This window comes from Achromobacter sp. 413638 (assembly GCF_043119405.1).
GTDB lineage: Bacteria > Pseudomonadota > Gammaproteobacteria > Burkholderiales > Burkholderiaceae_B > Achromobacter.
This window is the reverse complement of sequence record NZ_JBICCO010000032.1, coordinates 20,616-45,319: the sequence shown is the minus strand read 5'-3', so window position 1 is coordinate 45,319 and position 24,704 is coordinate 20,616. Positions and strand designations below refer to the sequence as shown.

Annotated in this window: 23 protein-coding genes; 15 read left to right on the top strand and 8 right to left on the bottom strand. The window is 69.2% G+C overall.

Annotated features, from left to right (window positions below; translation table 11 throughout):
* The first annotated feature begins 289 nt into the window (after positions 1-289).
* Positions 290-1,504 carry a voltage-gated potassium channel protein gene (kch, locus tag ACEU5R_RS15130; RefSeq protein ID WP_392410697.1) on the top strand — a complete coding sequence of 405 codons (1,215 nt, stop codon included), beginning with the start codon at positions 290-292 and terminating at the stop codon, positions 1,502-1,504.
* Between the two features lie 16 nt (positions 1,505-1,520).
* Here kch and ACEU5R_RS15125 read toward each other — a convergent pair whose 3' ends face one another.
* From ACEU5R_RS15125 to ACEU5R_RS15115, 3 genes are all read right to left on the bottom strand, one after another.
* On the bottom strand, positions 1,521-1,895 hold the full coding sequence (locus ACEU5R_RS15125) for a DUF4156 domain-containing protein (RefSeq protein WP_103276199.1): 375 nt from the start codon (positions 1,893-1,895) through the stop codon (positions 1,521-1,523).
* Between the two features lie 82 nt (positions 1,896-1,977).
* On the bottom strand, positions 1,978-2,235 hold the full coding sequence (locus ACEU5R_RS15120) for a helix-turn-helix domain-containing protein (protein WP_392410696.1): 258 nt from the start codon (positions 2,233-2,235) through the stop codon (positions 1,978-1,980).
* Positions 2,235-2,834, bottom strand: coding sequence for a DUF2975 domain-containing protein (locus ACEU5R_RS15115; RefSeq protein ID WP_392410695.1), 600 nt, complete (start codon positions 2,832-2,834; stop codon positions 2,235-2,237). The genes ACEU5R_RS15120 and ACEU5R_RS15115 overlap by 1 nt, the downstream gene beginning before the upstream one ends.
* Positions 2,835-2,936: 102 nt before the next feature.
* On the opposite strand from ACEU5R_RS15115, the gene ACEU5R_RS15110 reads away from it, so the two are divergent.
* Positions 2,937-3,182: a hypothetical protein gene (locus ACEU5R_RS15110; protein WP_392410694.1), complete on the top strand. Its 246-nt coding sequence runs from the start codon at positions 2,937-2,939 to the stop codon at positions 3,180-3,182.
* Here ACEU5R_RS15110 and ACEU5R_RS15105 read toward each other — a convergent pair.
* Together ACEU5R_RS15105 and ACEU5R_RS15100 are read right to left on the bottom strand one after the other, a co-directional pair.
* Positions 3,179-4,732, bottom strand: coding sequence for an EAL domain-containing protein (locus tag ACEU5R_RS15105; protein WP_392410693.1), 1,554 nt, complete (start codon positions 4,730-4,732; stop codon positions 3,179-3,181). The genes ACEU5R_RS15110 and ACEU5R_RS15105 overlap by 4 nt on opposite strands.
* Before the next feature lie 125 nt (positions 4,733-4,857).
* A complete protein-coding gene (locus tag ACEU5R_RS15100; RefSeq protein WP_392410692.1) occupies positions 4,858-5,508 on the bottom strand; it encodes a TetR/AcrR family transcriptional regulator in 651 nt (216 codons plus the stop codon).
* A gap of 213 nt (positions 5,509-5,721) precedes the next feature.
* Between ACEU5R_RS15100 and ACEU5R_RS15095 the strand changes: the two genes are divergently transcribed.
* From ACEU5R_RS15095 to phbB, 7 genes are read left to right on the top strand one after another with little or no spacing between them, the layout of a single operon-like run.
* Positions 5,722-7,464 (top strand): PHA/PHB synthase family protein, encoded by a 1,743-nt coding sequence (locus tag ACEU5R_RS15095; protein ID WP_392410691.1) that lies wholly within the window; start codon positions 5,722-5,724, stop codon positions 7,462-7,464.
* Entirely contained in the window at positions 7,461-8,972 is a 1,512-nt protein-coding gene (locus ACEU5R_RS15090; protein WP_392410690.1) for an efflux transporter outer membrane subunit, read from the top strand. Before ACEU5R_RS15095 ends, ACEU5R_RS15090 begins: the two co-directional genes overlap by 4 nt.
* 19 nt (positions 8,973-8,991) lie before the next feature.
* Positions 8,992-10,059, top strand: a complete 1,068-nt coding sequence (locus ACEU5R_RS15085) for an HlyD family secretion protein (protein ID WP_103271147.1) — start codon at positions 8,992-8,994, stop codon at positions 10,057-10,059.
* Positions 10,059-12,809 (top strand): ribosome-associated ATPase/putative transporter RbbA, encoded by a 2,751-nt coding sequence (gene rbbA, locus ACEU5R_RS15080; protein ID WP_392410689.1) that lies wholly within the window; start codon positions 10,059-10,061, stop codon positions 12,807-12,809. Before ACEU5R_RS15085 ends, rbbA begins: the two co-directional genes overlap by 1 nt.
* A gap of 1 nt (position 12,810) precedes the next feature.
* Positions 12,811-13,935 carry an ABC transporter permease gene (locus tag ACEU5R_RS15075; protein ID WP_103271149.1) on the top strand — a complete coding sequence of 375 codons (1,125 nt, stop codon included), beginning with the start codon at positions 12,811-12,813 and terminating at the stop codon, positions 13,933-13,935.
* Positions 13,936-13,983: 48 nt separating this feature from the next.
* A complete protein-coding gene (locus tag ACEU5R_RS15070; protein WP_103276200.1) occupies positions 13,984-14,451 on the top strand; it encodes a hypothetical protein in 468 nt (155 codons plus the stop codon).
* Complete coding sequence (phbB, locus tag ACEU5R_RS15065; RefSeq protein ID WP_103271150.1) at positions 14,441-15,202, top strand: acetoacetyl-CoA reductase; 762 nt, start codon at positions 14,441-14,443, stop codon at positions 15,200-15,202. The genes ACEU5R_RS15070 and phbB overlap by 11 nt, the downstream gene beginning before the upstream one ends.
* 24 nt (positions 15,203-15,226) lie before the next feature.
* On the opposite strand, the gene ACEU5R_RS15060 is transcribed toward phbB, so the two are convergent.
* Positions 15,227-16,123 carry a LysR family transcriptional regulator gene (locus ACEU5R_RS15060; RefSeq protein ID WP_103271151.1) on the bottom strand — a complete coding sequence of 299 codons (897 nt, stop codon included), beginning with the start codon at positions 16,121-16,123 and terminating at the stop codon, positions 15,227-15,229.
* A gap of 160 nt (positions 16,124-16,283) precedes the next feature.
* On the opposite strand from ACEU5R_RS15060, the gene ACEU5R_RS15055 reads away from it, so the two are divergent.
* The 6 genes from ACEU5R_RS15055 (at position 16,284) to ACEU5R_RS15030 (ending at position 22,271) form a co-directional block, all read left to right on the top strand.
* On the top strand, positions 16,284-17,174 hold the full coding sequence (locus ACEU5R_RS15055; RefSeq protein WP_392410688.1) for an EamA family transporter: 891 nt from the start codon (positions 16,284-16,286) through the stop codon (positions 17,172-17,174).
* Positions 17,175-17,275: 101 nt separating this feature from the next.
* Positions 17,276-17,962 carry an alpha/beta hydrolase gene (locus ACEU5R_RS15050; RefSeq protein WP_392410687.1) on the top strand — a complete coding sequence of 229 codons (687 nt, stop codon included), beginning with the start codon at positions 17,276-17,278 and terminating at the stop codon, positions 17,960-17,962.
* 257 nt (positions 17,963-18,219) lie between these two features.
* Entirely contained in the window at positions 18,220-19,653 is a 1,434-nt protein-coding gene (locus ACEU5R_RS15045) for a cytochrome ubiquinol oxidase subunit I (protein ID WP_392410686.1), read from the top strand.
* A gap of 1 nt (position 19,654) precedes the next feature.
* Positions 19,655-20,662 (top strand): cytochrome d ubiquinol oxidase subunit II, encoded by a 1,008-nt coding sequence (gene cydB / locus ACEU5R_RS15040; RefSeq protein WP_392410685.1) that lies wholly within the window; start codon positions 19,655-19,657, stop codon positions 20,660-20,662.
* On the top strand, positions 20,662-20,820 hold the full coding sequence (locus tag ACEU5R_RS15035; protein ID WP_392410684.1) for a DUF2474 domain-containing protein: 159 nt from the start codon (positions 20,662-20,664) through the stop codon (positions 20,818-20,820). Before cydB ends, ACEU5R_RS15035 begins: the two co-directional genes overlap by 1 nt.
* 41 nt (positions 20,821-20,861) lie before the next feature.
* A complete protein-coding gene (locus ACEU5R_RS15030) occupies positions 20,862-22,271 on the top strand; it encodes a PLP-dependent aminotransferase family protein (RefSeq protein WP_103271157.1) in 1,410 nt (469 codons plus the stop codon).
* Positions 22,272-22,400: 129 nt separating this feature from the next.
* Here ACEU5R_RS15030 and ACEU5R_RS15025 read toward each other — a convergent pair whose 3' ends face one another.
* Both ACEU5R_RS15025 and ACEU5R_RS15020 read right to left on the bottom strand, forming a co-directional pair.
* The gene (locus tag ACEU5R_RS15025) at positions 22,401-23,333 is read right to left on the bottom strand and encodes a c-type cytochrome (protein ID WP_103271158.1); all 933 of its coding nucleotides are present in this window, start codon (positions 23,331-23,333) and stop codon (positions 22,401-22,403) included.
* The gene (locus tag ACEU5R_RS15020; protein WP_392410683.1) at positions 23,330-24,676 is read right to left on the bottom strand and encodes a c-type cytochrome; all 1,347 of its coding nucleotides are present in this window, start codon (positions 24,674-24,676) and stop codon (positions 23,330-23,332) included. Before ACEU5R_RS15020 ends, ACEU5R_RS15025 begins: the two co-directional genes overlap by 4 nt.
* Positions 24,677-24,704 lie beyond the last annotated feature (28 nt).

Here is a 24,704-nt window from a genome sequence, read left to right as displayed (position 1 = left end):
CATTCGTGCCTCACTACTCACGCTCGGAGTGAACCGTGAGTCAGTGCGGGGTCTCTAGTCCCCGCCCCGACCGCTGCGTGCAATACACGGGAAATCGTCCGCCTTGCTGCTGGCGGGCTTTTCGCCCGTATCAGCGGCGTTCCTTTCGGATCGCAGCGTGATGTAGGAAGTTTAGGACCAGGCTCGGATTTATCGTAATTCTTTGTTGATAGCCTTCCATACATAATAGGTATAGCGGCAGACCTTACTCACCGTCCTAAAATGGGCGCCATCGACAATCCCCGGTCCCATGCCCTTGTCCCCCTCCCCGCTCCTGCGGCGGCTGCGCAAGCTGACGTCGCTGTTCCCGTCCAACTGGTGCCTGGCCTTCCTCGTCGCGCTGGATGGCTACGCGTTCATGCACCCCGTGCTGCGCGAAGTGCAGGCGCGCGAGTATTCGTTCTGGCTGGCGCTGGACAACTGGCAGGAGATCATGCAAGTGGTCGGGCTGCTGGAGATTCCGCGGCTGGTGCTGGGCGTGGGCCTGCAGGTGATCGCGCTGGGGTTGATCCTGAAGGCCCGCATCGCCTGGGCCTTCTCGCTGGTGCTGCTGATCGGCGTGGGCACCTTCGCCATCCTGGGCGACAGCGGACACGCAGGCCTGGGCATCTATACGCTGGTGCTGATCCTGGCGCTGATGGCCTATTGGCGCCGCTTCGACCGGGCCAGCGTCACGGCGGGCTCGCTGTTCGCCCTGGTCAGCGTGCTGTCGCTGCTGATCTACGCGGTGTTCGGCACGCTATACCTGGGCGATGAATTCAATCCGCCCGTCCACGACGCCGGCACCGCGCTGTACTTTTCCATCGTATCCATGTCGACAGTGGGCTATGGCGACATCACGCCGCACTCGGGCGCGGCCAGGCTGTTCACCGCGTCGATTATCATCCTCGGCATCACGGTGTTCGCCACCTCCGTCAGCGCCATCGCCGGCCCGGTGATCGGCGGCAACCTGAAACGCCTGGTCAAGGGCCGATTCTCCACCGCCATGAGAAAGAACCACATCATCATCGCGGGCGCGACGCCGCTGGCGCTCAGCGTCTACGACGGACTGCGCAGGCGCGGCGACGAAGTCACCGTCATCGTGCCCGCCGGCGTGCCGCAGGAATATCCGGCGACGGCCGACCTCATCGAAGGCGACCCGTCCAGCGTCGAGGTGCTGCGCGCGGCCGGCGTGACCCGCGCCCGCTACGTGCTGGCGCTGCGCGACGACGATGCGGAGAACGCCTTCATCGTGCTGGCCACCCAGGAAGCCACCGCCGGCCAGGGCGCCAAGACGGTCGCGCTGGTCAACACCAGCAAGCACCTGGAAAAAATCCGACGCGTGCGGCCGGACATGGTGTTCTCGGTGCAGCTGCTGGGCGCGGAGCTGCTGGCCCGCGCCATCAACGGCGAACCGTTGGACAGCCAGGCCATCACCGATCTGTTCTTCGCCAAGGCCGGCCCGGCCGCCGCCGAACCGGCCTGACGCCAGGCAGCCCCGCTCACTCGCAGCGGTACACGTTGCCCGTCAAGGTCACGTTGGTCTGCTCCGAATGATCCTTGCGGCCGGTCTGCCCGGCCCGCTGCGTCAGCAGGTATACGACATTGCCGCCCATCGCCGCCGCGCGGTTCTTCAGGTCATTGCGGGCGCCCGTCTCCAGGTCGGCATTGGACGTGATCGCGCCCCTCAGGAAATCGCCCTGGCTGCCGGTCACGTCGCCCAGGAACGCGCAGCCCTTGCCGGGCTCGTTGTGCGTGATGCGCACGTTGCTCGCGGCCCCGGGGGCCAGCGGCGTGGGCGCGCAGGCCGCCAGGGCGCAGGCGGAAAGCAACAGGATCAGCGACCGGACATGGCGGCGGCACTGCGGACTTTGCATGATGATCATCCATCGTAGGGGCGTGTGAAACCGCCGCGCCATGCTTCATGCATGCGCGGACGGCATTGGGAAACAGGAGGAATCAGTCGAGGCGGAAATCGAAGCCGGCGTCCGCCGCGGTCATGCCGGCGGCCTCGTCCGGCACGTACTCCAGCAGATCGCCGGGCTGGCACTGCAGCACTTCGCAGATGCGGGCCAGCGTATCGAAGCGGATGCCCTTGACCTTGCCCGACTTCAGCAGGGAAAGGTTGGGTTCGGTGATGCCGATCTCCTGCGCGAGCTGGCGCGCCTTCATCTTGCGCTGCGCCAGCACCACGTCGAGCCTGACCACGATCGCCATCAGATGAACCCCCGGTTCTCTTCGGCCACGTGCGCCGCTTCTTCCATGGCCCAGGCCAGCGCGAACAGCAGGCCGCCAAGCAGACCCAGCAGGATGTCTTCCAGCTGGATGTGGATGAGCATGTGCGGCTCGCCGGGCGCGTTCCAGGTGAAGAGCAGCACCAGCAGCATCTTCACCAGCGGCGAGCACAACGCGAACAGCGTGATGAGCAACGCGATGCCGCGCAAGCGACGGGCCGTGGCCGAGGTCAGCACTTCGCCGCGCGCGAAGTCGCCAAACATCGCATGGGCATGCGCGATGCCGCGCAGCACCAGCGCCAACTGCAGTCCCAGCAATGAGAAGCCCGCCACCCGATAGCCCGGCCCGAGCTGCAACGCGGGCGCGCGGGACGGATCGGTGATGCCCAGCAGCGCATGCAGGCTGCGGGTCAGCGCCGCATCCGAACTCAGGAACCAGATGGCCACGGCCAGGACGACGAACAGGACGGCCGTGGCCGCGAGCAGCCAGCGCATGCAGCGCGAAAGTCGGCGGATGCGCGCCATGCGGCGAACGCCATCGCTGATGGCCGCGGCCGACGGCTGCGTGGGGAAATGAAGCATCTCGGAAAGTCCTGGCGAGCGTTGCGGATCACTATCAATTGCTGTAGTGTAGCAAATACTTATCGCAAAACAATAATTTTTTAACCCCAAAAAGCAAGCCGTATGCGATTTATGAAACCCATCGCCGGTCTCGCGGCGCTGGGCCTGGCGCTGCTGCTGCTCGTTCCCGCCGGCACCTCGGCCTCCGACGACGCAAGCTGCGCGCGGGCCGGCGATGGCGGCCTGCGTCTGCGGGTTCAATGGTCCCTGAGCAACCGCTATTCGCCGCTTGGCCTGCCCCGATTGACGCTGGAGCGCGGGCCCGCGCGGCCCGCAACGCCCTGCATCTGCCTGCGCGACGCCGGCTAATCCGGCACGACCGGCCGCGATTGCCCCGCGTACCAGGCCATGAAATCGGCCGAACGCAAAGGACGGGAAAACAGATAGCCCTGGATGAAGGCCACGCCGCGCTCGGTCAGGTAGTCGAACTGGAAGCGCTGTTCCACGCCTTCGGCCACCACCGACAGCCCCAGCCGGTGCGCCAGCATGATGATCACGTCCAGCACCAGCGCCTCTTCGCCGTCCGGTTGGATCGCATGCACAAAACCCTTGTCGATCTTCAGGTAGTCCACCGGGAACTTCTGCAGATAGGACAGCGAGCAATGGCCGGTGCCGAAATCGTCAATGGCCACGCGCACGCCCTCGGCGCGCAGCGTGTCGATGTTGCGGCGGGCGCGGCCGCTGTCCTCGATCAGGCTGCGCTCGGTGATTTCCAGCACCAGCAGCGGCTGGCGCGCGGCCGTCGCGGCGACGAAGGCGCGCACGTCCGGCACCAGATCCTCGCTGGACAGATGCTCGGGCGCGATGTTCACGCCCACATGAAAGCCCGGCGGCGTGTCCCATTCGCGCATGTCGCGCTCGATCAGGCCCAGCAGATGCTGGGTCAGCTCGATGATCACGCCTTCCTGCTCGGCCGCCGCGATGAAGATGTCGGGCCGCACCAGCCCCGTGCCCGGACGCATCCAGCGCATCAGCGCCTCCACCCCTTCGAAGCGGCCCGTGACCTGGCTGTACACCGGCTGGTACTCCACATGGAACTCGCCCGCCGCCATCGCGCGGCGCAACTGTTCCCGGTAGGACTGGCGGCTGCGCTGCAAGCGATATGCCGCCCAGGCCAGCAGCGCGCCCGCCAGCAACGACAAAGGCACGTAGGTCAGCAACAGCTTCTGCCACTCCAGCCCCAGCGCCTGCGGCGGCACCACCACGCTGATGCGCAGTTTCGCGCCGTTCATGCTGTCCGTCATCTCCTGGTACACGGGCTCGACGCTGCCGGCCCAGTCCGTCCAGGACGCACTGCGTACCGGCGCCCCTTCCCCCAGCGTCAGCTCGATCTGGAAGTCGCCCAGGGTCGCGACCGAATTGATGATGTCCTGCAGGTTGCGCCCATCAACCACCACCGCGCCGCTGCGGCCATCCCGGCCCGGCACGCCCAGCAGGATGGCCGGCCGGTCGGGCGCCATCGGCGTGCCCTGCGCGGTATACAGCCAACCGGCCGGCGTCATGCTGCGCGGCCAGCGGTGAAACTCGGTGATGCTGTAGTCCGTCGCGCCGACCGCCGACGAACAGTAGATGCGATCATCCTGCGCCAGGATCAGCGCGCGAACATATGGATTCAACGTGGCCCAGCGCTGCATGGTGGGCAGGGCCTCGCCGCAGTCCTTGGCCGTCAGGTCGACCAACCGCACCAGCAGCTCGCGCGCCTGGGTCAGGATGGTGCCGGTCTGCACCCGCACCACGCCGGCCGCGATCGACGCGTCCTTGCGCACCTCGCCGACTGCGTGAAACCAGCTCCAGCCCACACAGAGCAGGACCGGCAGCACCATGGCCAGCGCAACGGGCAGGAAACGCCACGATGACACGCGGGCAGTCATTCCCGATGTAGGCAAGCCGCCCCCTCTTGTGGATAAGGATGAAAGAATCGTAGCGTCCGGCGACAGCATACGACACCATGCTCAAGACGGTGTCAAGCCGGGCGCGGATTCCTCTACCGGTCGCCAATCTGCGCTGGCGCGCCGGCTTGCCCGCCGCCCGCTTCCAGCAGTTCGCCGATCAGCGCCGCATGGGCGCGCCTGCGGGCAGCCATGTCGATGCGCTCCTGGGGCCCGAGCAGGATGCAGGCCACCATGGTATGCACGATGGGCGACAACAGCAGCCAGGGATGTTCCTGCGCCACGCCGCCCGCGCACAGCCCGCGCGCGCGCGCCCGCTCCAGCAGGCACGCCAGGCAGGCCTGCTGGGCGTCGGTGGTCTCGCGCCGCCAGCGCGCGGCCAGCTGCGGCACGCGGGCGCTTTCGGCCAGCAACAGCCGCATGGCGCTGATCATGGCCGGATTGGCCAGGCTTACATAGAGCTGATCGACGATGCGTTCAGCCAGATCGCGCGTGGACGAGGCGCCGTCGACCACCGCCTCCACGTCCAGCGGCGCCGGGCTCAGGTGACGCGCGATCAGCGCCTCGAACACCGCTTCCTTGCTGGAGAAATGCGCATACAGCCCGCCCTTGGACAGGCCCGCCCGCAGCGCGATGTCATCCATCCTCGCGCCCGCGTATCCCGAAGCCGAAAACTCCTGCAGCGCCGCGTCAAGTATCTGCGCGACCCGCAAAGCCGGCGCAAGCCGGCGCCGCTGAGTCCCCATGGCCCCACTCCTGAACAGAACGGGTCCATTAAAAACCGACTGGCCGGTCGCTAACTTGACTTTGATCAAGGAATGATCAAGACCGCCTGGGCACAATGACAGCAAGATCCTGCCATCGGCCGCCGCCGGCGCCGGAACCGGGCCACCAGCCCGCCTCCACGCCCGAGTGGCCGCCTGCCGGCGGCGCAAGCCCGCCGGCGTCCTGGAGCATGCATGCCGACCTCATCCGATTCCGCATGGGCAAGCAAAGCGAACACGCTGGACACGGCCGCGCGCGCCGCGATGGCCCGCTGGACCGGCGGCCTGTCGCCGGCGGCCGGCCTGCTGGCCTGGACGGACTGGGCCTCGCACCTGGCCTGCGCCCCGGGCAAACAGGCTGAACTGGCCAGCCTGGCATTTCGCCAGGCCGCGCAACTGGGCCGCTACCTGCTGCCCGTCACGGCGGCCCAGGCGCCGGACGCCCCCGCTGCCCGTGACCGCCGCTATGCCGGTGAAGGCTGGCGCCAATGGCCCTATAACCTGTGGAGCGAAGGATTCCTGGCGGCCCAGCAGTGGTGGGAACAGGCCACGCAGGGCGTGCCCGGCGTGGATCCCCATCACGCGCAGCTGGCGGCCTTTGCCGCGCGCCAGTGGCTGGACCTGATGTCGCCGGGCAACCAGATCGCCGGCAACCCCGAAGTGATGCGCCAGACCTGGCAGGAAGGCGGCGCCAACCTGCTGCGCGGCGCCGCCCATGCCTGGGAAGACGCGATGCGCGCGCTGGCCAACCAGCCGCCCGCGGGCGCCGGCGACTACATCCCCGGCAAGCAGGTCGCCGTCACGCCCGGCAAGGTGGTGTGGCGCAACCGGCTGATGGAACTGCTGCAGTACAGCCCCGCCACCCCGACCGTGCGCCCCGAGCCCGTGCTGATCGTGCCGGCCTGGATCATGAAGTACTACATCCTGGACCTGTCGCCGCACAACTCGCTGATCGCCTACCTCGTGCGCCAGGGTCATACGGTGTTCTGCATTTCCTGGAAGAATCCCGGCGCGCAGGACCGCGAGCTGGGCATGGACGATTATCTCGCGCTCGGCATCGGCGAAGCGCTGGACGCCATCGCCGCCATCGTGCCCGACACGCGCGTGCACGCCGCCGGCTACTGCCTGGGCGGCACCCTGCTGACCATCGCCGCCAGCGCCATGGCGCGCGACGGCGACACGCGCCTGGCCAGCCTGAGTCTGCTGGCCGCGCAGACCGACTTCAGCGAGCCGGGCGAGCTGGCGCTGTTCATCGACGAAAGCCAGGTCAGCCTGCTGGAGGCGCAGATGGCGCGCACCGGCTACCTGACCTCGCGGCAGATGGCCGGCGCCTTCCAGATGCTGCGGTCCTATGACCTGCTGTGGTCGCGCATGATCAACGAATACCTGCTGGGCCGGCGAGCGCCCATGTCGGACCTGATGGCCTGGAATGCCGACGCGACCCGCATGCCCGCGCGCATGCACGGCCAATACCTGCGCCAGCTGTTCCTGCACAACGACCTGGCGGCCAACCGGTATCGGGTCGACGGCCGCCCGGTGATGCTGCGCGACCTGCGGCTGCCCTTGTTCTGCGTAGGCACCGAGAACGACCACGTGGCGCCATGGCGCTCCGTATTCAAGCTGCACGGCCTGACGCCAGCGCCGCTGGACTTCGTGCTGACCAGCGGCGGCCATAACGCCGGCATCGTCAGCGAACCCGGCCACCCGCGCCGCCGCTACCGCAGTCTGGCGCGTCCCGCCGGCGGCCCCACGCTGACGCCGGACGAGTGGCTGCAGGCCGCGCCCGCGCACGACGGTTCATGGTGGCCGGCCTGGACGAGCTGGCTCGCCGGCCTTTCCGGCAAGCCCCGCAAGCCGCCCGCCCTGGGCGCGCCGCGCCAAGGCTATCCCGTGCTGGCGGACGCGCCCGGCGCCTATGTCCTGGAGAAAGAGGAATGACCCCAGACCTGCCCGCCCGACCGGCATCCGCGCGCGTGCTGCGCGCGCTAGGCGCGGCGCTGCTGCCGCTGCTGGCGGGCGGCTGCCTGTCCATGGCGCCCGATTACCAGCGTCCCGCCGCACCGGTGCCCACGACCTATGAGCAGGCGCCCACGGCGGACGCCGAGACGCCGGCGGCGGCGACCGTCAACTGGCGCGACTACTACACCGCCCCGATCCTGCAAGACCTGATCGACAGCGCGCTGCGCAACAACCGCGACCTGCGCACGGCGCTGCTGCGCGTCGAGGAAGCGCGCGCGCTCTATGGCATCCAGCGCGCCGACCAGTTCCCCACGATAGGCGTGCAGGCCGACGGGTCGCGCGCCCGCGTGCCGGGCGACCTGAACCTGACGCGCCAGCCGCAGATCAGCAGCCAGTACCAGGTAGGCGTCGGCATGGCGAGCTGGGAGCTGGATTTCTGGGGCCGCGTGCGCAGCCTGAAGGACGCCGCGCTGCAAAACTACCTGGCCTCCGACGCCGCCGCCAGGGCCGCCACGCTCAGCCTCATCACGCAGGTGGCCGACGGCTACCTGACGCTGCGCGAGCTGGACGAACGCCTGGCGCTGACGCGCGCGACCATTGCCTCGCGCGCCGAATCGCTGCGCATCTTCAAGCGCCGCTTCGAGGTCGGCGCGATCTCGCGGCTGGACCTGACCCAGGTGGAAACGCTGTGGCAGCAGGCCACGGCGCTGGGCGCGGACCTGGAACAGAGCCGCGCGGCGCAGGCCCACGCGCTGGCGCTGCTGGCGGGCGGCCCGCTGGCGCTGCCTCCGGCCGGCGCGCGGCTGGACGACGCCGCCGTCATGCGCGACCTGCCGGCGGGACTGCCGTCCGACCTGCTGGCCAGCCGTCCCGACATCGTCGCGGCCGAGCACCGTCTAAAAGCCGCCAACGCCAACATCGGCGCCGCCCGCGCCGCCTTCTTCCCGTCCATCACGCTGACCGGCGCCTACGGCACCGCCAGCGCCGAGCTGGACGGCCTGTTCGACAGCGGCAGCCGCGCCTGGAGCTTCGCGCCGAAGCTGAGCCTGCCGATCTTCGACGCCGGCCGCCGCTCCGCCGCGCTGGACCTGGCCGAGACGCGCCGCGACCAGGCCGTGGCCGGCTACGAGAAAGCCATCCAGAGCGCTTTCCGCGACGTGTCCGACGCGCTGTCGGCGCGCCACTGGTTGGCCGAGCAGGTGGAGGTGTTGCGCGCCACCGTCGCCGCGCAGGGCGAACGCGCCCGGCTGGCCCAGCTGCGCTACGACCACGGCGCCTCGCCCTACCTGGAAGTACTGGACGCGCAGCGCGACCTGCTGGCCGCGCAGCAGAAGCTGGTGCAGACGCGGCGCGCGCTGCTGTCCAGCCGCGTCGGCCTGTACGCGGCGCTGGGCGGCGGCACGCGCCCGCCTGCCCTGACCGAGACGCCCACCCCATCCGCCACACCCGCCGATGCCGCCCCGCCCGCGCCGGTTCGCGGCCAATAAACCCGAAGGATCTCCTCCCATGCGCATACCCGCCAAGAAACTGCTTCCCGCCCTGCTCGTCGTAGCCGTGGCTGGCGCCGGCTACCTGGGCTGGCGCCTGCTGGGCGACCACGGCCCCGGCGAAGGCTTCATCAGCGGCAACGGCCGCATCGAAGCCACCGAGATCGATGTCGCCGCCAAGCTGCCCGGCCGCGTGCAGGACGTGCTGGTCAAGGAAGGCGACTTTGTCGCCGCCGGCCAGCCGCTGGCGCGCATGCAGGTCGATACCCTGTTGGCCCAGCGCGCCGAGGCCGTGGCCCAGCAGCAGCGCGCGATCAACGGCGTGGCCAGCGCCGCCGCCCAGACCGCGCAGCGCGAAAGCGACAAGCTGGCGGCCCAGGCCGTGGTGGCGCAGCGCGAGAGCGAGCTGGACGCCGCGCGCCGGCGCCTGGCGCGCTCCGAAACCTTATCGCGCGAAGGCGCCTCGTCGATCCAGGAACTGGACGACGACCGCGCCCGCGTGCGCAGCGTCCAGGCCGCCGTGCATGCCGCGCGCGCCCAGGTGACGGCCGCGGCCGCCGCCATCGAGGCCGCGCGCGCCGCCCAGGTGGGCGCGCAATCGGCGGTCGAGGCGGCGCAGGCCACGGTCGCGCGCATCGACGCCGACCTGGCCGACAGCGAGCTGCGCGCGCCGCGCGCCGGCCGCGTGCAGTATCGCGTGGCGCAACCGGGCGAAGTGCTGGGCGCGGGCGGCAAGGTGCTCAACATGGTCGACCTGGCCGACGTCTACATGACCTTCTTCCTGCCCGAGCAGGCCGCCGGCCGCGTGGCGCTCGGCCAGGACGTGCGCATCATCCTGGACGCCGCGCCGCAGTACGTCATTCCGGCCGCCGTGTCCTTCGTCGCCAGCACCGCCCAGTTCACGCCCAAGACGGTGGAAACCGCCAGCGAGCGGCAGAAGCTGATGTTCCGCGTGAAGGCCCAGATCAGTCCCGAGCTGCTGCACAAGCACCTGCAACAGGTCAAGACCGGCCTGCCCGGCGTGGCCTGGATCAAGCTGGATGCCGGCGCGCAGTGGCCCGCCCAACTTGAAGTTCGGGTGCCCTGATGGCCACGCAACCCGGCGTCCCCTCCGCCGCGCCGCCCGTCGCGTCGCTGGCCGGCGTCAGCCTGCGCTACGGCGAGGTGCTGGCGCTGGACGACGTGACGCTGGACGTGCCGGCGGGCCGCATGGTGGGCCTGATCGGCCCGGACGGCGTGGGCAAGTCCAGCCTGCTGTCGCTGGTGGCCGGCGCGCGCGCCGCGCAGGACGGGCGCGTGACGGTGCTGGGCGGCGACATGGCCGACGGCCGCCACCGCGACGCCGTCTGCCCGCGCATCGCCTACATGCCGCAGGGCCTGGGCAAGAACCTCTACCCGACCCTGTCGGTGGAAGAGAACCTGCAATTCTTCGGCCGGCTGTTCGGCCATGACGCGGCCGAGCGGCGCCGGCGCATCGACAGCCTGACGCGCAGCACCGGCATGGCGGCCTTCCTGTCGCGCCCGGCCGGCAAGCTGTCCGGCGGCATGAAGCAGAAGCTGGGGCTGTGCTGCGCGCTGATCCACGACCCGGACCTGCTGATCCTGGACGAACCGACCACCGGCGTGGACCCGCTGGCGCGCGCGCAGTTCTGGGACCTGATCAACGCCATCCGCGCCGAGCGCCCCGCCATGAGCGTGATCGTGGCCACGGCCTACATGGACGAGGCGCGGCGCTTCGACTGGTTGATCGCGCTGGACGACGGTCGCGTGCTGGCCCAGGACACACCCGCCGGGCTGCAGGCGCGCGGCCGCGCCGCCTCGCTGGAGGAAGCCTTCATCGCGCTCTTGCCCGAAGAGAAGCGCCGCGGCCACGAGCCGGTGCGCATCGTGCCGCTGGCGCTGGACGACCAGGCCGAGATCGCCATCGAGGCGCGCGACCTGACCATGCGCTTCGGCGACTTCGTGGCCGTGGACCACGTCAACTTCCGCATCCGCAAGGGCGAGATCTTCGGCTTCCTGGGCTCGAACGGCTGCGGCAAGTCCACCACCATGAAGATGCTGACCGGCCTGCTGCCGGCCAGCGAGGGCCGCGCCTGGCTGTTCGGCCAGGAGGTCGATCCGAGGAACATCGACACGCGCCGCCGCGTCGGCTACATGTCGCAGGCCTTCTCGCTGTACGGCGAGCTGACGGTGGAACAGAACCTGGTGCTGCACGCCCGGCTGTTCCACGTGCCCGAGGCCGAGATTCCCGCGCGCGTGGACGAGATGGCCGCGCGCTTCAGCCTGGACGCGGTGCGCGACGCGCTGCCCGAGAACCTGCCCATGGGCGTGCGCCAGCGCCTGTCGCTGGCCGTGGCCATGGTGCACAAGCCCGAGCTGCTGATCCTGGACGAACCGACCTCGGGCGTGGACCCGGTGGCGCGCGACAACTTCTGGCGCCTGCTGATCGCGCTGGCGCGGCAGGACCAGGTCACGATCTTCATCTCCACGCACTTCATGAACGAGGCCGAGCGCTGCGACCGCATGTCGCTGATGCACGCTGGCCGCGTGCTGGTCAGCGCCTCGCCCGCCGAGATCACGCGCGAGCGCGGCGCGGCCACGCTGGAAGAGGCCTTCATCGCCTACCTGATCGACGCCGGCGCCGGCGCCAAGGCGGACGCGCCGGCCATCGAGGACGCCGCCGCCCAACCCGCCGCCCCCGTCGCCCACCGTCGCTTCAGCCCGCAGCGCATGCTGAGCTATATGTGGCGCGAAGCGCTGGAGCTGCGGCGCGACCCGGTGCGCGCCACGCTGGCGCTGGCCGGCTCGCTGCTGTTGATGTTCGTCATCGGCTTCGGCATCAGCCTGGACGTGGAAGACCTGCGCTACGCGGTGATGGACCGCGACCAGACCGGGTTGAGCCAGAACTACGCGCTGAACCTGTCCGGCTCGCGCTACTTCATCGAACATCGACCCGTGACGGACTACCAGGACATGGACGCGCGCATGCGCAGCGGCGAGCTGTCGCTGGCCATCGAGATCCCGCAGGGCTTCGCCCGCGACGTGCAGCGCGGCAAGCCGGCGCAGATCGGCGTGTGGATCGACGGCGCCATGCCGCAGCGCGCCGAGACCATCCGTGGCTACGTGCTGGGCATGCACCAGGGCTGGCTGGCGCAGCAGGCGCGCGAGCGCCTGGGCGTCTCCACGGCGGCCACCGCCAGCGTGGAGACGCGCTTTCGCTACAACCCCGACGTGCGCAGCCTGCCGGCGATGGTGCCGGCCGTGATTCCGCTGCTGCTGCTCATGATGCCCGCCATGCTGACCGCGCTGGCGGTGGTGCGGGAGAAAGAGCTGGGCTCCATCATCAACCTGTACGTCACGCCGGTCACGCGGCTGGAATTCCTGCTGGGCAAACAGGCGCCCTATGTGGCGCTGGCCATGCTGAACTTCCTGCTGATGGCCTTGCTGGCGGTGACGGTGTTCGGCGTGCCGGTCACGGGCAGCTTCGCCACGCTGCTGCTGGCGGCGCTGATCTACAACGTGGTGGCCACCGCCATCGGCCTGCTGGCCTCGACCTTCACGCGCAGCCAGATCGCGGCGCTGTTCTTCACCATGATCGGCACGCTGGTGCCGGCGGTGCAGTTCGCCGGCCTGCTCACGCCGGTCGCCTCGCTGGAAGGCCTGGGCAAGCTGATCGGCCAGGTCTACCCGGCCACGCACATGCTCACCATCAGCCGTGGCGTCTTCAGCAAGGCGCTGGACCTGTCCAACCTGCAGTCCTCGTTCTGGCCGCTGCTGGCGGCCATACCGGTGGCGCTGGGCGCGTCGGCGCTGCTGCTGCGCAAACAGGAGCGCTGAAATGCGGCACTGGTCCAATATCTGGCGACTGGGCGTGAAGGAACTGTGGAGCCTGGCGCGCGACCCGATGATGCTGATCCTGATCACGGTGTCGTTCACGCTGATGATCTACACGGCCGCCACCGCCGTGCCCGAATCGCTGCACAACGCCGCCATCGCCGTGGTCGACGAGGACGGCTCGCCGCTGTCGGCGCGCATCGTCTCGGCCTTCTACCCTCCGCACTTCACGCGCCCGGCGATGGTGACGCCGGCGCAGGCCGACGCCGGCATGGACGCCGGCCGCTACACCTTCGCGCTGAACATCCCGCCCGACTTCCAGCGCGACGTGCTGGCCGGCCGGCCGGCGCAGATCCAGCTCAATGTGGACGCCACCCGCATGAGCCAGGCCTTCACCGGCAGCAACTACATCCAGCAGATCGTCGCCGACGAGATCAACGAGTTCGCACGCCGCTACCGCGCCAGCGCCGAGCCGCCGGTGGGCCTGGCGGTACGCATGCGCTTCAACCCCAACCTGACCCAGGCCTGGTTCGGCGCGCTGATGGAGATCATCAACAACGTCACCATGCTGTCCATCATCCTGACCGGCGCCGCGCTGATCCGCGAGCGCGAGCACGGCACCATCGAACACCTGCTTGTCATGCCGGTGACACCGACGGAGATCATGGTCGCCAAAGTGTGGTCGATGGGGCTGGTCGTACTGGCGTCGGCCGCGCTATCGTTGACGTTCATCGTGCGCGGGCTGCTGCAAGTGCCGATAGAAGGGTCCGTCGCCCTGTTCCTGGCCGGCGCGGCCCTGCACCTGTTCGCCACCACCTCGATGGGCATCTTCATGGCCACGCTGGCGCGCAGCATGCCGCAATTCGGCATGCTGCTGGTGCTGGTGCTGCTGCCCTTGCAGATGCTGTCGGGCGGCACCACGCCGCGCGAGAGCATGCCCCAGTTCGTGCAGGACATCATGCTGGCCGCGCCCACCACGCATTTCGTGGAGCTAGGCCAGGCCATTCTCTACCGGGGCGCGGGAATCGACGTCGTCTGGAAGCCCTTCCTCGCCCTGGCCCTGATCGGCACCGCGCTGTTCATGTTCTCGCTGGCCCGCTTTCGCAAGACCCTCAGCCAGATGGCTTGAGGCCAAGTATTCGTTGCCCCTTACCACGACACTTTAAAAGGACGGATGATGAAGAAAACGACAGCCTCCACGCCCACGGGTCTGTTCGGCGCCAACGCCGCGTGCTGCCAGCGACTCGCCCTGCTGGCCCAGCAAAGCCAGCAGCGCTGGCTGGCGCTGGGCCAACGCCTGTACGGCGGTGCCGCCGCCGAGTACCTGTCCACCCTGGCCCCGCTCAAGGCGTCCGGCAACTGGCAGGAAATCGCGCCAGCGCTGGGCGAGGTCACCCGCAAGCAATGGCAGGCCCAGCTGGAAGCCAGCAAGGCCCTCACCCATGCCGCGCTCGAGGAGCAGGCCGCGCTGGCGGCCGGCTGGAGCGAGGCCATGAACGGCTGGCTGCATGACGCCGCCGGCGCCGCCACCGGCCTGGCCGCCACGCCCGTGACGCAGTTCTGGTCCAACATGTCCGACCAGGTGGCCAGCGCCTGCGGCGCGATGCGCGAAGCCACGCAGGCGGGAGCCCGACATGGCCAATGACGCTTCCCGCCAAGCACGCACCGCGCTGGTGACCGGCGGCACCGGCTGCCTGGGCCGCGCCATCGCCATCGCGCTGCATGATGCCGGCCACCAGGTCCTGGTGACGTATCACCGCAGCGCGGCCGCCGCCCGCGCCTGGCAGGACGAACAGGCCGGGCTGGGCCGCGACTTCACGCTGTATCAGGTCGACGTGGCCGATAACGCAGCGTGCCAGGCGCTGGTCCGCCAGCTGGAACAGGACGGCCGGCAGGTCGACATCCTGGTCAACAACGCCGGCATCACGCGCGACGCCAGCCTGCGCAAGATGCGCTACGAGGACTGGACCGAGGTGATGCGCAGCAACCTGGACTCGATGTTCAACATGACCCAACCGCTATGCGGGGCCATGTCGGATCGGGGCTGGGGACGTATCGTCAACATCTCGTCGGTCAACGGCAGCAAGGGCGCGTTCGGCCAGGCCAACTACGCGGCGTCCAAGGCCGGCATCCACGGCTTCACCAAGTCGCTGGCGCTGGAGCTGGCCAGGAAGGGCGTGACGGTGAACACCATCTCGCCCGGCTACCTGGCCACCAGCATGGTCAAGGCCGTGCCGGAAGAGGTGCTGAAGGAGAAGATCCTGCCGCAGATCCCGCTGGGCCGGCTGGGCGAGCCGGACGAGGTGGCGGCGCTGGTGGCCTTCGTCTGCAGCGACGCGGCCGCGTTCATGACGGGTAGCAACATCGCCATGAACGGCGGTCAGCACATGTATTGAGCGCCGCCTCTGCCCGCCCGCGCCTCAGGGCCCGGGCGGGCCCAGTTCCTCGACCAGGAAATCGATGAAGGCGCGCACCTTGGCCACCATGTGGCGGCGCGACGGATACACCACGTAGATGTCGGTCTGCACCGGCCGCCAGTCGTCCAGCACGGCGCGCAACGCGCCGCTCGCCAGATCGTCCTGCACATACACGCGCGGCACCAGGCTCAGGCCGAAGCCGGCGCGCAGGGCATCGCGCACCGCCAGGCTGGAGCCGACCTTGTAGCGCCCCCGCACCGGCACGCGCTGGGTCTGCCCCGCGCGCTGGAAGGTCCATTCGTCGGCATGGCCCGACAGCGTGAACTGCACGCACTCATGGCCGCGCAGGTCAGCCGGCGATGCCGGTTCGCCATGACGCGCCAGATAGGCAGGCGCGGCGCACAGCACATGCTCCAGGGTCATCAGCCGGCGCGCCACCAGACTGGAATCCTCCAGCCGGTCCGTGCCGCGTATCGCCAGGTCGTAGCCTTCCTTGACGATGTCCACGCGCCGGTCCTCCAGGTTCAGGTCCAGCGACAGGTCCGGATGGCGCGCCAGGAAGGCGGGAATCGCGGTGGACAGGCGCGTCAGCGTGAAGGACATGGGCGCGCTGACGCGCAGCGTGCCCGTGGGCGCGGATTGCAGCGGCCCGAGCGACTGCTCGGCCTCGCGCAGCTCGTCCAGGATGCGCGCGACCTGCTCGTAGTAGCGCGTGCCCGCCTCGGTCAGGCTCATGCGCCGCGTGGTGCGATTCAGCAGGCGCGCCGCGACGTGGGCCTCGAGTTCGGCGATGTTCTTGCTGACGGCGGCGGGCGACAGGCCGAGCTGCCGCGACGCGGCGGCGAAGCCGCCCTGCTCCACCACTTGCCGGAATACCCGCAGCGCGGTCAGATGGTCCACGGATTATTTACCTTTGGTGAACGATATCGCGATCATAATGGCCATTATCACGAAGCAGGAATTCAATTAGCCTTCCGGTCATGACGCCAAGGCGCCGCACGCACGGTCCTGGATCTCCCCGAAACCCTCAACGGACACCGGCCCGGGCCGCTGCCAGGACATGACCACGAACCGCAGTTCCGACCTCCTGCTCACCTCGGCCGCGCCGGCAATCTGGGGCAGCACCTACGTGGTGACGACGCTGATGTTGCCGCCCGGCATTCCCCTGACCGTGGCCATGCTGCGCGCGCTGCCCGCCGGCCTGCTGCTGCTGTTGTTCGTGCGCCAGCTGCCCCAGGGCGTCTGGTGGCCGCGCGTGTTCCTGCTGGGCGCGCTGAACTTCTCGGTGTTCTGGGCCATGCTGTTCGTGGCCGCCTACCGCCTGCCCGGCGGCGTGGCGGCGACGCTGGGCGCGATCCAGCCGCTGCTGGTGATCGCGTTGGCGCGGCTGCTGCTGGGCGCGCCGGTGCGGGGCCTGGCGGTGCTGGCCGCGGCTGCCGGCCTGGGCGGCGTGGCGCTGCTGGTGCTCACGCCCAAGGCGGCGCTGGACCCGGTCGGCGTGGCCGCCGGCCTGGCCAGCGCCGCCTCGATGGCGCTGGGCACGGTGCTCAGTCGCCGCTGGCAACCGCCCGTGTCGGCGCTGACCTTCACGTCCTGGCAATTGACGGCCGGCGGCATCCTGCTGGCGCCGGCCGCCCTGCTGGCCGAGCCCGCGCTGCCCGCGTTCAGCCTGCTGAACGTGGCCGGCATCGCCTACCTGGGCCTGATCGGCGCCGCGCTCACCTATGTGCTGTGGTTTCGCGGCGTGGCGCGGCTGGAACCGGCCGTGGTGTCCTCGCTGGGCTTTCTCAGCCCGGTGACGGCCGTGCTGCTGGGTTGGGGCGTGCTGGGCCAGAGCCTGAGCGCCGCCCAATTGGTCGGCATGGCGGTGGTGGTGGCCAGCGTCTGGCTGAGCCAGCGCGCCCAGCGCATGGCGCCCGCGCCGGCGACGCCGCGCCGCGCGCCGGGCTGAGACCGCATGTGTATGCATAGGTAAATCCGGCAGTCAGCGCGATGGCGGGCGCGGCCGGCTTGCTGCATGATCGGACTCCCATCCATCCCGGGAGACTCCCAATGAGCAGCAAACCCACCATCATCCTGGTCCACGGTTTCTGGGGCGGCGCCGCCCATTGGAGCCGGGTGATCCTGGAACTGTCGCGCCTGGGCCACGCCGGCCTGCACGCCGTCGAGCTGCCGCTGACCTCGCTGGCGGACGACGCCGAACGGCTGCGCAAGATGATCGCCCAGCAGCCTGGCCCGGTGCTGCTGGCCGGCCATTCCTACGGCGGCGCCGTCATCACCGAGGCCGGCAACCAGCCCAACGTCACGGGCCTGGTCTACATCGCCGCCTTCGCGCCCGACGCCGGCGAAAGCGCGGGCGGCCTGACCCAGCAGCGCCCGCCCGCCGCCGCGCCCCACCTGGCGCCCGACAGCGACGGCTACCTGTGGCTGCGCGCCGACAAGTTCCACGAAAGCTTCTGCCAGGACCTGAGCGCCGACGACGCGCTGGTCATGGCCGTGACGCAGAAGGCGCCGCTGGCCTCGGCCTTCCGCACCACGGTGACCCGGCCGGCCTGGCGCGACAAACCGAGCTGGTACCAGATCTCCAGCCAGGACCGCATGATCACGCCCGAGAACCAGACCTGGATGTCCGGCCGCCTGAACGCGCGCAAGGTCATCACGCTGGACGCCAGCCACGCATCGCTCGCCTCGCGCGCACCCGAAGTAGCAGCGCTGATCGACGAGGCGACGCGCGCCTGAACAGCGGCGCAGTGGCACTGGCGCCACGCATGCAGCGGCGCAGAGGGTCCCCCAGGACCAGCTGCGCCGTTTTTCTTGTGCTTCGTCCCCACTATGCGAATTGCGGAAAACAGGCTATTTCCCCAATGAAACCAAGCCTTGTGCGATATCTGCGGCCAAACTGATACGCTTTTTTTAGTTTTCTCTGAATCTGTACTGTTCAACCCGGGAGATCTACTTTGACGGCGTAGCTTCAACACGCACCAGGAACGACCGTCATGGACAGCGACGCGCTATTGCTCGCCCGAATACAGTTCGGCTTCACCATCTCCTTTCACATCATCTTCCCCGCCATCACCATCGGGCTGGCCAGCTATCTGGCGGTGCTCGAGGGCCTGTGGCTGCGCACCCGCGCCACGGTGTACCGGGATCTCTATCACTTCTGGACCAAGATCTTCGCCGTCAACTTCGGCATGGGCGTGGTGTCCGGCCTGGTGATGGCCTATCAGTTCGGCACCAACTGGAGCTTCTTCTCCGACTTCGCCGGCAGCATCACCGGCCCGCTGCTGGCCTACGAGGTGCTGACCGCCTTCTTCCTGGAAGCGGGTTTCCTGGGCGTGATGCTGTTCGGCTGGTCGCGCGTCGGGCCCGGCCTGCACTTTTTTTCCACGGTGATGGTGGCGCTGGGCACGCTGGTGTCGGCCACCTGGATCCTGGCGTCCAACAGCTGGATGCAGACGCCGGCCGGCTACGAGATCGTCAACGGCCAGGTCGTGCCCACGGACTGGCTGGCGGTGATCTTCAATCCGTCCTTCCCCTATCGCCTGGCGCACATGGGCATCGCCGCCTTCCTGGCCACGGCGCTGATGGTGGGCGCGTCCGGCGCCTGGCACCTGCTGCGCGGCGACCGCAGCCCGGCGGTGAAGAAGATGTTCGCGATGGCCATGGGCATGCTGCTGCTGGTGGCGCCGCTGCAGGCCGTGGTGGGCGACGTCCACGGACTGAACACGCTCAAGCACCAGCCCGCCAAGGTCGCCGCCATGGAAGGCCATTGGGAAAACGAGCCGGGCTCCGGCGTGCCGCTGACCCTGTTCGGCCTGCCCGACATGGACAAGGAGGAAACCCGCTACGCGCTCAACATCCCGCGCCTGGGCAGCCTGATCCTCACCCACAGCTGGGACGGGCAGTTCCCCGGCCTGAAGTCCTACCCGGCGGCGGACCGGCCCAACGTGCCGGTGGTGTTCTGGTCCTTCCGCGTCATGGTCGGGTTGGGTCTGCTGATGATCGCGCTGGCGATCTGGGCGCTGTGGACGCGCTGGCGCGGCCGGCTGCATGAATCGCGCGCGCTGCAACGCTTCGCGCTGTGGATGGGACCCTCTGGACTGATCGCCATGCTGGCCGGCTGGTACGTCACCGAAGTGGGCCGCCAGCCCTGGGTGGTGTACGGCGTGATGCGCACGGCCGATGCGGCCACGCCGCACGGGTTGGGCGAGCTGACGCTGACGCTGGCGCTGTTCGTGGCGGTATACCTGCTGGTGTTCGGCGCCGGCGTGTCCTACATGCTGCGCCTGATCCGCATGGGTCCCACGCCCGCCCCCGGCCACGCCCCATTGTCCGGCGGACCCGGCGAACCGCGCCAGCCGTCGCGCCCCCTGTCCGCCGCCTCCACCGGCGCCGGCCTGCCGCCGCAAACCTCGCATTCGGGAGCCTGAGATGGGCATCGACCTCGCATTGATCTGGGCCGTGATCATCCTGTTCGGCATCATGATGTACGTCATCATGGACGGCTTCGACCTGGGCATCGGCATACTCTTCCCGCTGGTGTCCGACCCCGGGGAGCGCGACGTCATGGTCAACACCGTGGCGCCCGTATGGGACGGCAACGAGACCTGGCTGGTGCTGGGCGGCGCCGGCCTGATGGCCGCCTTTCCGCTGGCCTATTCCGTCATTCTGCACGCGCTGCATCTGCCGCTGGTGTTCATGCTGCTGGGCCTGATCTTCCGTGGCGTGGCCTTCGAGTTCCGCTTCAAGGCCGACGAACGCCACCGCCCGCTGTGGGACCGCGCCTTCGTGCTGGGCTCGATCTGCGCCACCTTCTTCCAGGGCGTGGCGCTGGGCGCCTACATCGAGGGCATCCCGGTCGTCGGCCGCGTCTACCAGGGCGGTCCCTGGGACTGGATCAGCCCCTTCTCGCTGTTCACCGGCGCGGGCCTGGTGGCCGCCTATGCGCTGCTGGGCTGCACCTGGCTGATCATGAAGACCGAGGGCGCGTTGCAACGTCGCATGTGCCGCGCCGCCAAGCCGCTGACGCTGGCGCTGCTGGCCGTGATCGCCGCGCTCAGCCTGTGGACGCCGCTGGCGCAGCCGCAGATCGCGCAGCGCTGGTTCAGCCTGCCCAATATGTTCTGGTTCCTGCCCGTGCCGCTGCTGGTGGCGGCGGCCGGCTTCGACCTGATCCGCCGCGTGCGGGGCGCGCCCGCCGCCGGCCCCTTCCTGCTGTCGCTGGGGCTGGTGTTCCTGGGCTACAGCGGCCTGGGCATCAGCATCTGGCCGGCCATCATTCCGCCGGACGTCTCGATCTGGACGGCGGCCGCGCCGCCGCAGAGCCTGGGCTTCGCGCTGGTGGGCGCGCTGGCCATCATCCCGGTCATCCTGATGTACACGGCCTGGTCCTATTACGTGTTCCGCGGCAAGGTGCGCGCGGGCGAGGGGTATCACTGATGCAATATCGATCCGACAAGGGCGCCGCCACGACGCTCCCCTCCTGGCGCAGCCGGCTGCTGTGGCTGGCGCTGATCTGGGCCGGCAGCGTCGCCGCGCTGGGCGTGGCGGCCTGGGCCATGCGCCTGGCGATGCGCGCGATCGGCATGTCCCACTGATCCCATTCCCTCTCCTTGCAGGCCGCCCGCGCGGAACCGCCATGAAACGCTATGAAAAGTTGACCGAGGAAATCACCGGCTCGATCCTGTCGGGCCTGCTGCAGGCCGGCGACCGGCTGCCCTCGGTGCGCCAGACCAGCGCCAGCCGCGGCGTCAGCCCTTCGACGGTGTTCAAGGCCTACTACCTGCTGGAGGCGCGCGGCCTGATCCGCGCGCGCGACCGTTCCGGCTACTACGTGCTGCGCGCGCCGCAGGCCACGTTGCCGGAACTGGAGGCCGTCTCCAGCGCCGCTGCCGTCCGCCATCCGGTGGATGTCAGCGACAAGGTGCTGCAGGTGCTCAACGCCACCCTGCGGCGCGACATGCTGCCCTTCGGCTCGGCCTTTCCCAATCCCTCGCTGCTGCCCTATGGCCGGCTGGCCAAGTTCATGGCGTCGACGGTGCAGAAGCTCGACCCCTGGGGCTCGATCGATGACCTCAGCCCCGGCGACGCCGCGCTGCGCCGCGCCATCGCGCTGCGCTACCTGGCCGACGGCCTGACGGTGCCGGTGGACGACATCATCATCACCAACGGCGCGCTGGACGCGCTCAACCTGTGCCTGAGCGCGGTGACGCGGCCGGGCGACGCGGTGATCGTGGAATCGCCGACCTTCTACGCGGCGCTGCAATCGCTGGAACGCAACCAGCTGCACGCCATCGAGGTGGCCACCCATCCGCGCGAGGGCATCGACCTGGACGCGCTGGCCCAGGCCATCGTGCGCCACAAGCCGCGCGCCTGCTGGCTGATGACCACCTTCCAGAACCCGCTGGGCAGCCTGATGCCCGACGCCAAGAAGGAAGCGCTGGTCAAGCTGCTGACGCGCCACGGCGTGGCGCTGATCGAGGACGACGTCTACGGCGAACTCTATTTCGGCGACAAGCGCCCGCGCCCGGCCAAGGCCTTCGACCGCGAGGGCATCGTGATGCACTGTTCTTCGTTCTCGAAGACGCTGGCGCCGGGCTACCGGGTCGGCTGGGTCGCCGGCGGCCGCTACACGCGCCGCATCATGCGCAACAAGCTCACCACCAGCCTGGCCACCGCCGCGCCCACCCAGGCCGCCATCGCCGCCTACCTGGAGAAAGGCGGCTTCGATCGCCACCTGCGCCAGTTCCGCCAGCAGCTGGCCCTGCAACAGGGCGAGATGCTGCAGGCCGTGGCGCGGCATTTTCCCAAGGGCACCCGTGCCACGCGTCCGCAGGGCGGCTACTTCATCTGGGTCGAGCTGCCCGAACGCATCGACACGCTGCAACTGCATCGCGCCGCGCTGGGCCACGGCATCAGCATCGCGCCCGGTCCGCTGTTCTCGGCCACCGGCGGCTTCGGCAACTTCCTGCGGCTGAACTACGGCCATCCGTGGAACGGCGGGCTGGAACAGGGCATGGCGACGCTGGGCAAGCTGATGGGCGGCTAGGGGTGGATTTCCTGAGGGCGCATCTGCGGGACAGCACACTGGTGCCGCGCATCATGTTCATGCCCGCAGAAAAAAAAAAGGCCGGCGCCTCGCGGCGCCGGCCTGATCGTTCACGCCACCGGAATGGCGTCAGTAGCGCGCGTCCTTCGGCTTCTTGCCCTGCGGCCAGTCTTTTTCCTTGCCGGCGAAATCCGGGCGCGGCATGTGCGTGAAGTACTCGGCCACGTCGACCGCGTCCTGGTCCGACAGCACATCGCCCTCGCCCCAGGCGCCGTGGGTGTTCACGCCCATCGGCATGCTGTTGCGGATGAAGGCGGCTGCCTTGTAGGTGCGGGCCAGGCCCGCGCCGATATTGAAGGACTCATCGCCCCACAGCGGCGGGAAAACAATGTCGCCGGCGCGGTCCTTCTTTCCTTCGCCGTTGGCGCCATGGCAGGCCGCGCACTGCGCCGCGTACAGCGACTTGCCACGCTCGGGGTTCGGCGTCAGCTTCATGTCGATGGGCCAGGCGTTCTCGATCTGCACCTTGGCGCCGTGCGGCACGTCCTGGGCCAACCACTTCATGTAGGCGATCATGGCCTGCATCTCGGCCGAGTCCTTGGCCAGCGGCTTGCCGTTCATCGAGCGCATGAAGCAGCCGTTGATGCGGTCCTCCAGCGTCACCACGCGGTTGGCGCGCGGATTGAATTGCGGGAAGGAATTCACCGTGTTGATGTACGGCGCGCCCATCGGCTTCTTGCCCTGCTGCACATGGCAGCTGTTGCAGTTCATGCTGGCGCCGGTGTTGTTGGGCAGCAGGCGACGCGTCTCGTTCAGGAGGCGCTTGCCGTAGTTGATCTGCTCGGCGTTGGGCTGCCTGGCGATGTCGGTGTCCGACGGAATGGTGTAGTCGGGCAGGCGCTTGCCGTCCTTGTCCAGCACCGGGAAGGTGCGCGCGGGAGCCTGCCTGTCGGCGGCCGGGGGAGCCGGTGTGGCCGGCGCATCGGCCGCGCTGGCGCCCAGCCAGGCGCCGCAAGCCGCCAGCGCGGCCAGCAGCGATGCGAGTTTCAGTTTCCTGCTCATTGTTTGCCTCCGGCGACGATGTTCGGCTTCTTGCCGGCCAGGAATTCGCGGATGTGGGCGACGTCGCGCTCGCCGATGGGCGGCGCCTGGTTGGTCCACGCGCCGCGGATGAAGTTGATCACGTCGGTGATGTCCTGATCACTCAGGTGATTGAAGGCCGGCATGGCGAAGGCCATCGCATCCTGCGCGTTGGCCGGCATCCTGCCGCCCTCCAGCGTGATCTGGATGATGGACTGCGGGTTCTGCGCGAACACAGCCGAGTTGCCCGCCAGCGCCGGGAAGATGCGCGGCATGCCCTGGCCGTCGGCGCGGTGACAGGCCACGCACTGCTCTACGTAGATCACCGCGCCGCGCGAGCCGTAGCGGCCATCCAGCAACGCCGCCGTGGTGCTGTCGGCCTTGGGCGCGAAAGCCTGCAGCTTGCCCGGAGCGGGCGGCAGCTGTTTCAGGTAGGCCGCGATGGCCTCCAGGTCGGCGTCCGCGAAGTGGCGGGTGCTGTGCTCGACCACGTCGGCCATCGCGCCGAAAGCGGCCACTTTGTCCGTGCGGCCGGTCTTCAGGAACAGCGCGATCTCGGCGGGGCTCCAGGATTGCAGACCCTGCGCCTCGCCGCGCAGGCTCTTGGCGCGCCAGCCGTCGATCACCGCGCCGGTCAGGAAGGCGTCGCCGTCGGCCATCGACAGCGCCTTTTCCTGGTAGGCCAGGCCGCGCGGCGTATGGCAGGCGCCGCAATGGCCGGGGCCTTCCACCAGATAGGCGCCGCGCGTCAGCTTCTCGTCGGCGGCGGCGGGCGCGGCGAAGTCGCGCTTGGGCGCGAACATCAGCTGCCACCAGGCCATGGGCCAGCGCATGTTCAGCGGCCAGGGGATGGTCGAATCCGCGCTGGGCTGCTCGACCGGCGCCACGCTGGCCATGAAATAGGCGTACAGCGCGCGCAGGTCCGCGTCCGGCATGATGGCGTAGGACGGATAGGGCATGGCGGGGTACAGCGGCGTGCCGTCCTTGCGGATGCCGTGCTGGACCGCGTTCTTGAAATCGGCGTAGCTATAGGCGCCGATGCCCGTCTTCCTGTCGGGCGTGATGTTCGATGAATAGATGGTGCCCACCGGCGTCTGCATCGCCAGGCCGCCCGCGAAGGGCTTGCCGCCGGGCACGCTGTGACAGGCCACGCAGTCGCCGGTGCGCGCGATATAGGCGCCGGCCTGGACCAGGCTGCGATCCTGGATGTCGACGGGCGCGGGCGCGTCGACCTTGCGGGCGGCGGTCAGCGCTTCTGCGCCGCCGATGGCGATGCCTGCCGCGGCCACAAGGCCCAGCGCCGCCCAGATCCCGAACTTACTCATACTGACCCTCCGTGTCCGCTGGCCTGCG

What these genes read in the sequence shown, in the direction of transcription:
- kch (WP_392410697.1), top strand. Translation starts at nt 290, where the DNA reads ATGCCCTTGTCCCCCTCCCCGCTCCTGCGGCGGCTGCGCAAGCTGACG.
- ACEU5R_RS15125 (WP_103276199.1), bottom strand. Translation starts at nt 1,895, where the DNA reads ATGCAAAGTCCGCAGTGCCGCCGCCATGTCCGGTCGCTGATCCTGTTG.
- ACEU5R_RS15120 (WP_392410696.1), bottom strand. Translation starts at nt 2,235, where the DNA reads ATGGCGATCGTGGTCAGGCTCGACGTGGTGCTGGCGCAGCGCAAGATG.
- ACEU5R_RS15115 (WP_392410695.1), bottom strand. Translation starts at nt 2,834, where the DNA reads ATGCTTCATTTCCCCACGCAGCCGTCGGCCGCGGCCATCAGCGATGGC.
- ACEU5R_RS15110 (WP_392410694.1), top strand. Translation starts at nt 2,937, where the DNA reads ATGCGATTTATGAAACCCATCGCCGGTCTCGCGGCGCTGGGCCTGGCG.
- ACEU5R_RS15100 (WP_392410692.1), bottom strand. Translation starts at nt 5,508, where the DNA reads ATGGGGACTCAGCGGCGCCGGCTTGCGCCGGCTTTGCGGGTCGCGCAG.
- ACEU5R_RS15095 (WP_392410691.1), top strand. Translation starts at nt 5,722, where the DNA reads ATGCCGACCTCATCCGATTCCGCATGGGCAAGCAAAGCGAACACGCTG.
- ACEU5R_RS15090 (WP_392410690.1), top strand. Translation starts at nt 7,461, where the DNA reads ATGACCCCAGACCTGCCCGCCCGACCGGCATCCGCGCGCGTGCTGCGC.
- ACEU5R_RS15085 (WP_103271147.1), top strand. Translation starts at nt 8,992, where the DNA reads ATGCGCATACCCGCCAAGAAACTGCTTCCCGCCCTGCTCGTCGTAGCC.
- rbbA (WP_392410689.1), top strand. Translation starts at nt 10,059, where the DNA reads ATGGCCACGCAACCCGGCGTCCCCTCCGCCGCGCCGCCCGTCGCGTCG.
- ACEU5R_RS15075 (WP_103271149.1), top strand. Translation starts at nt 12,811, where the DNA reads ATGCGGCACTGGTCCAATATCTGGCGACTGGGCGTGAAGGAACTGTGG.
- ACEU5R_RS15070 (WP_103276200.1), top strand. Translation starts at nt 13,984, where the DNA reads ATGAAGAAAACGACAGCCTCCACGCCCACGGGTCTGTTCGGCGCCAAC.
- phbB (WP_103271150.1), top strand. Translation starts at nt 14,441, where the DNA reads ATGGCCAATGACGCTTCCCGCCAAGCACGCACCGCGCTGGTGACCGGC.
- ACEU5R_RS15055 (WP_392410688.1), top strand. Translation starts at nt 16,284, where the DNA reads ATGACCACGAACCGCAGTTCCGACCTCCTGCTCACCTCGGCCGCGCCG.
- ACEU5R_RS15050 (WP_392410687.1), top strand. Translation starts at nt 17,276, where the DNA reads ATGAGCAGCAAACCCACCATCATCCTGGTCCACGGTTTCTGGGGCGGC.
- ACEU5R_RS15045 (WP_392410686.1), top strand. Translation starts at nt 18,220, where the DNA reads ATGGACAGCGACGCGCTATTGCTCGCCCGAATACAGTTCGGCTTCACC.
- cydB (WP_392410685.1), top strand. Translation starts at nt 19,655, where the DNA reads ATGGGCATCGACCTCGCATTGATCTGGGCCGTGATCATCCTGTTCGGC.
- ACEU5R_RS15035 (WP_392410684.1), top strand. Translation starts at nt 20,662, where the DNA reads ATGCAATATCGATCCGACAAGGGCGCCGCCACGACGCTCCCCTCCTGG.
- ACEU5R_RS15030 (WP_103271157.1), top strand. Translation starts at nt 20,862, where the DNA reads ATGAAACGCTATGAAAAGTTGACCGAGGAAATCACCGGCTCGATCCTG.
- ACEU5R_RS15025 (WP_103271158.1), bottom strand. Translation starts at nt 23,333, where the DNA reads ATGAGCAGGAAACTGAAACTCGCATCGCTGCTGGCCGCGCTGGCGGCT.
- ACEU5R_RS15020 (WP_392410683.1), bottom strand. Translation starts at nt 24,676, where the DNA reads ATGAGTAAGTTCGGGATCTGGGCGGCGCTGGGCCTTGTGGCCGCGGCA.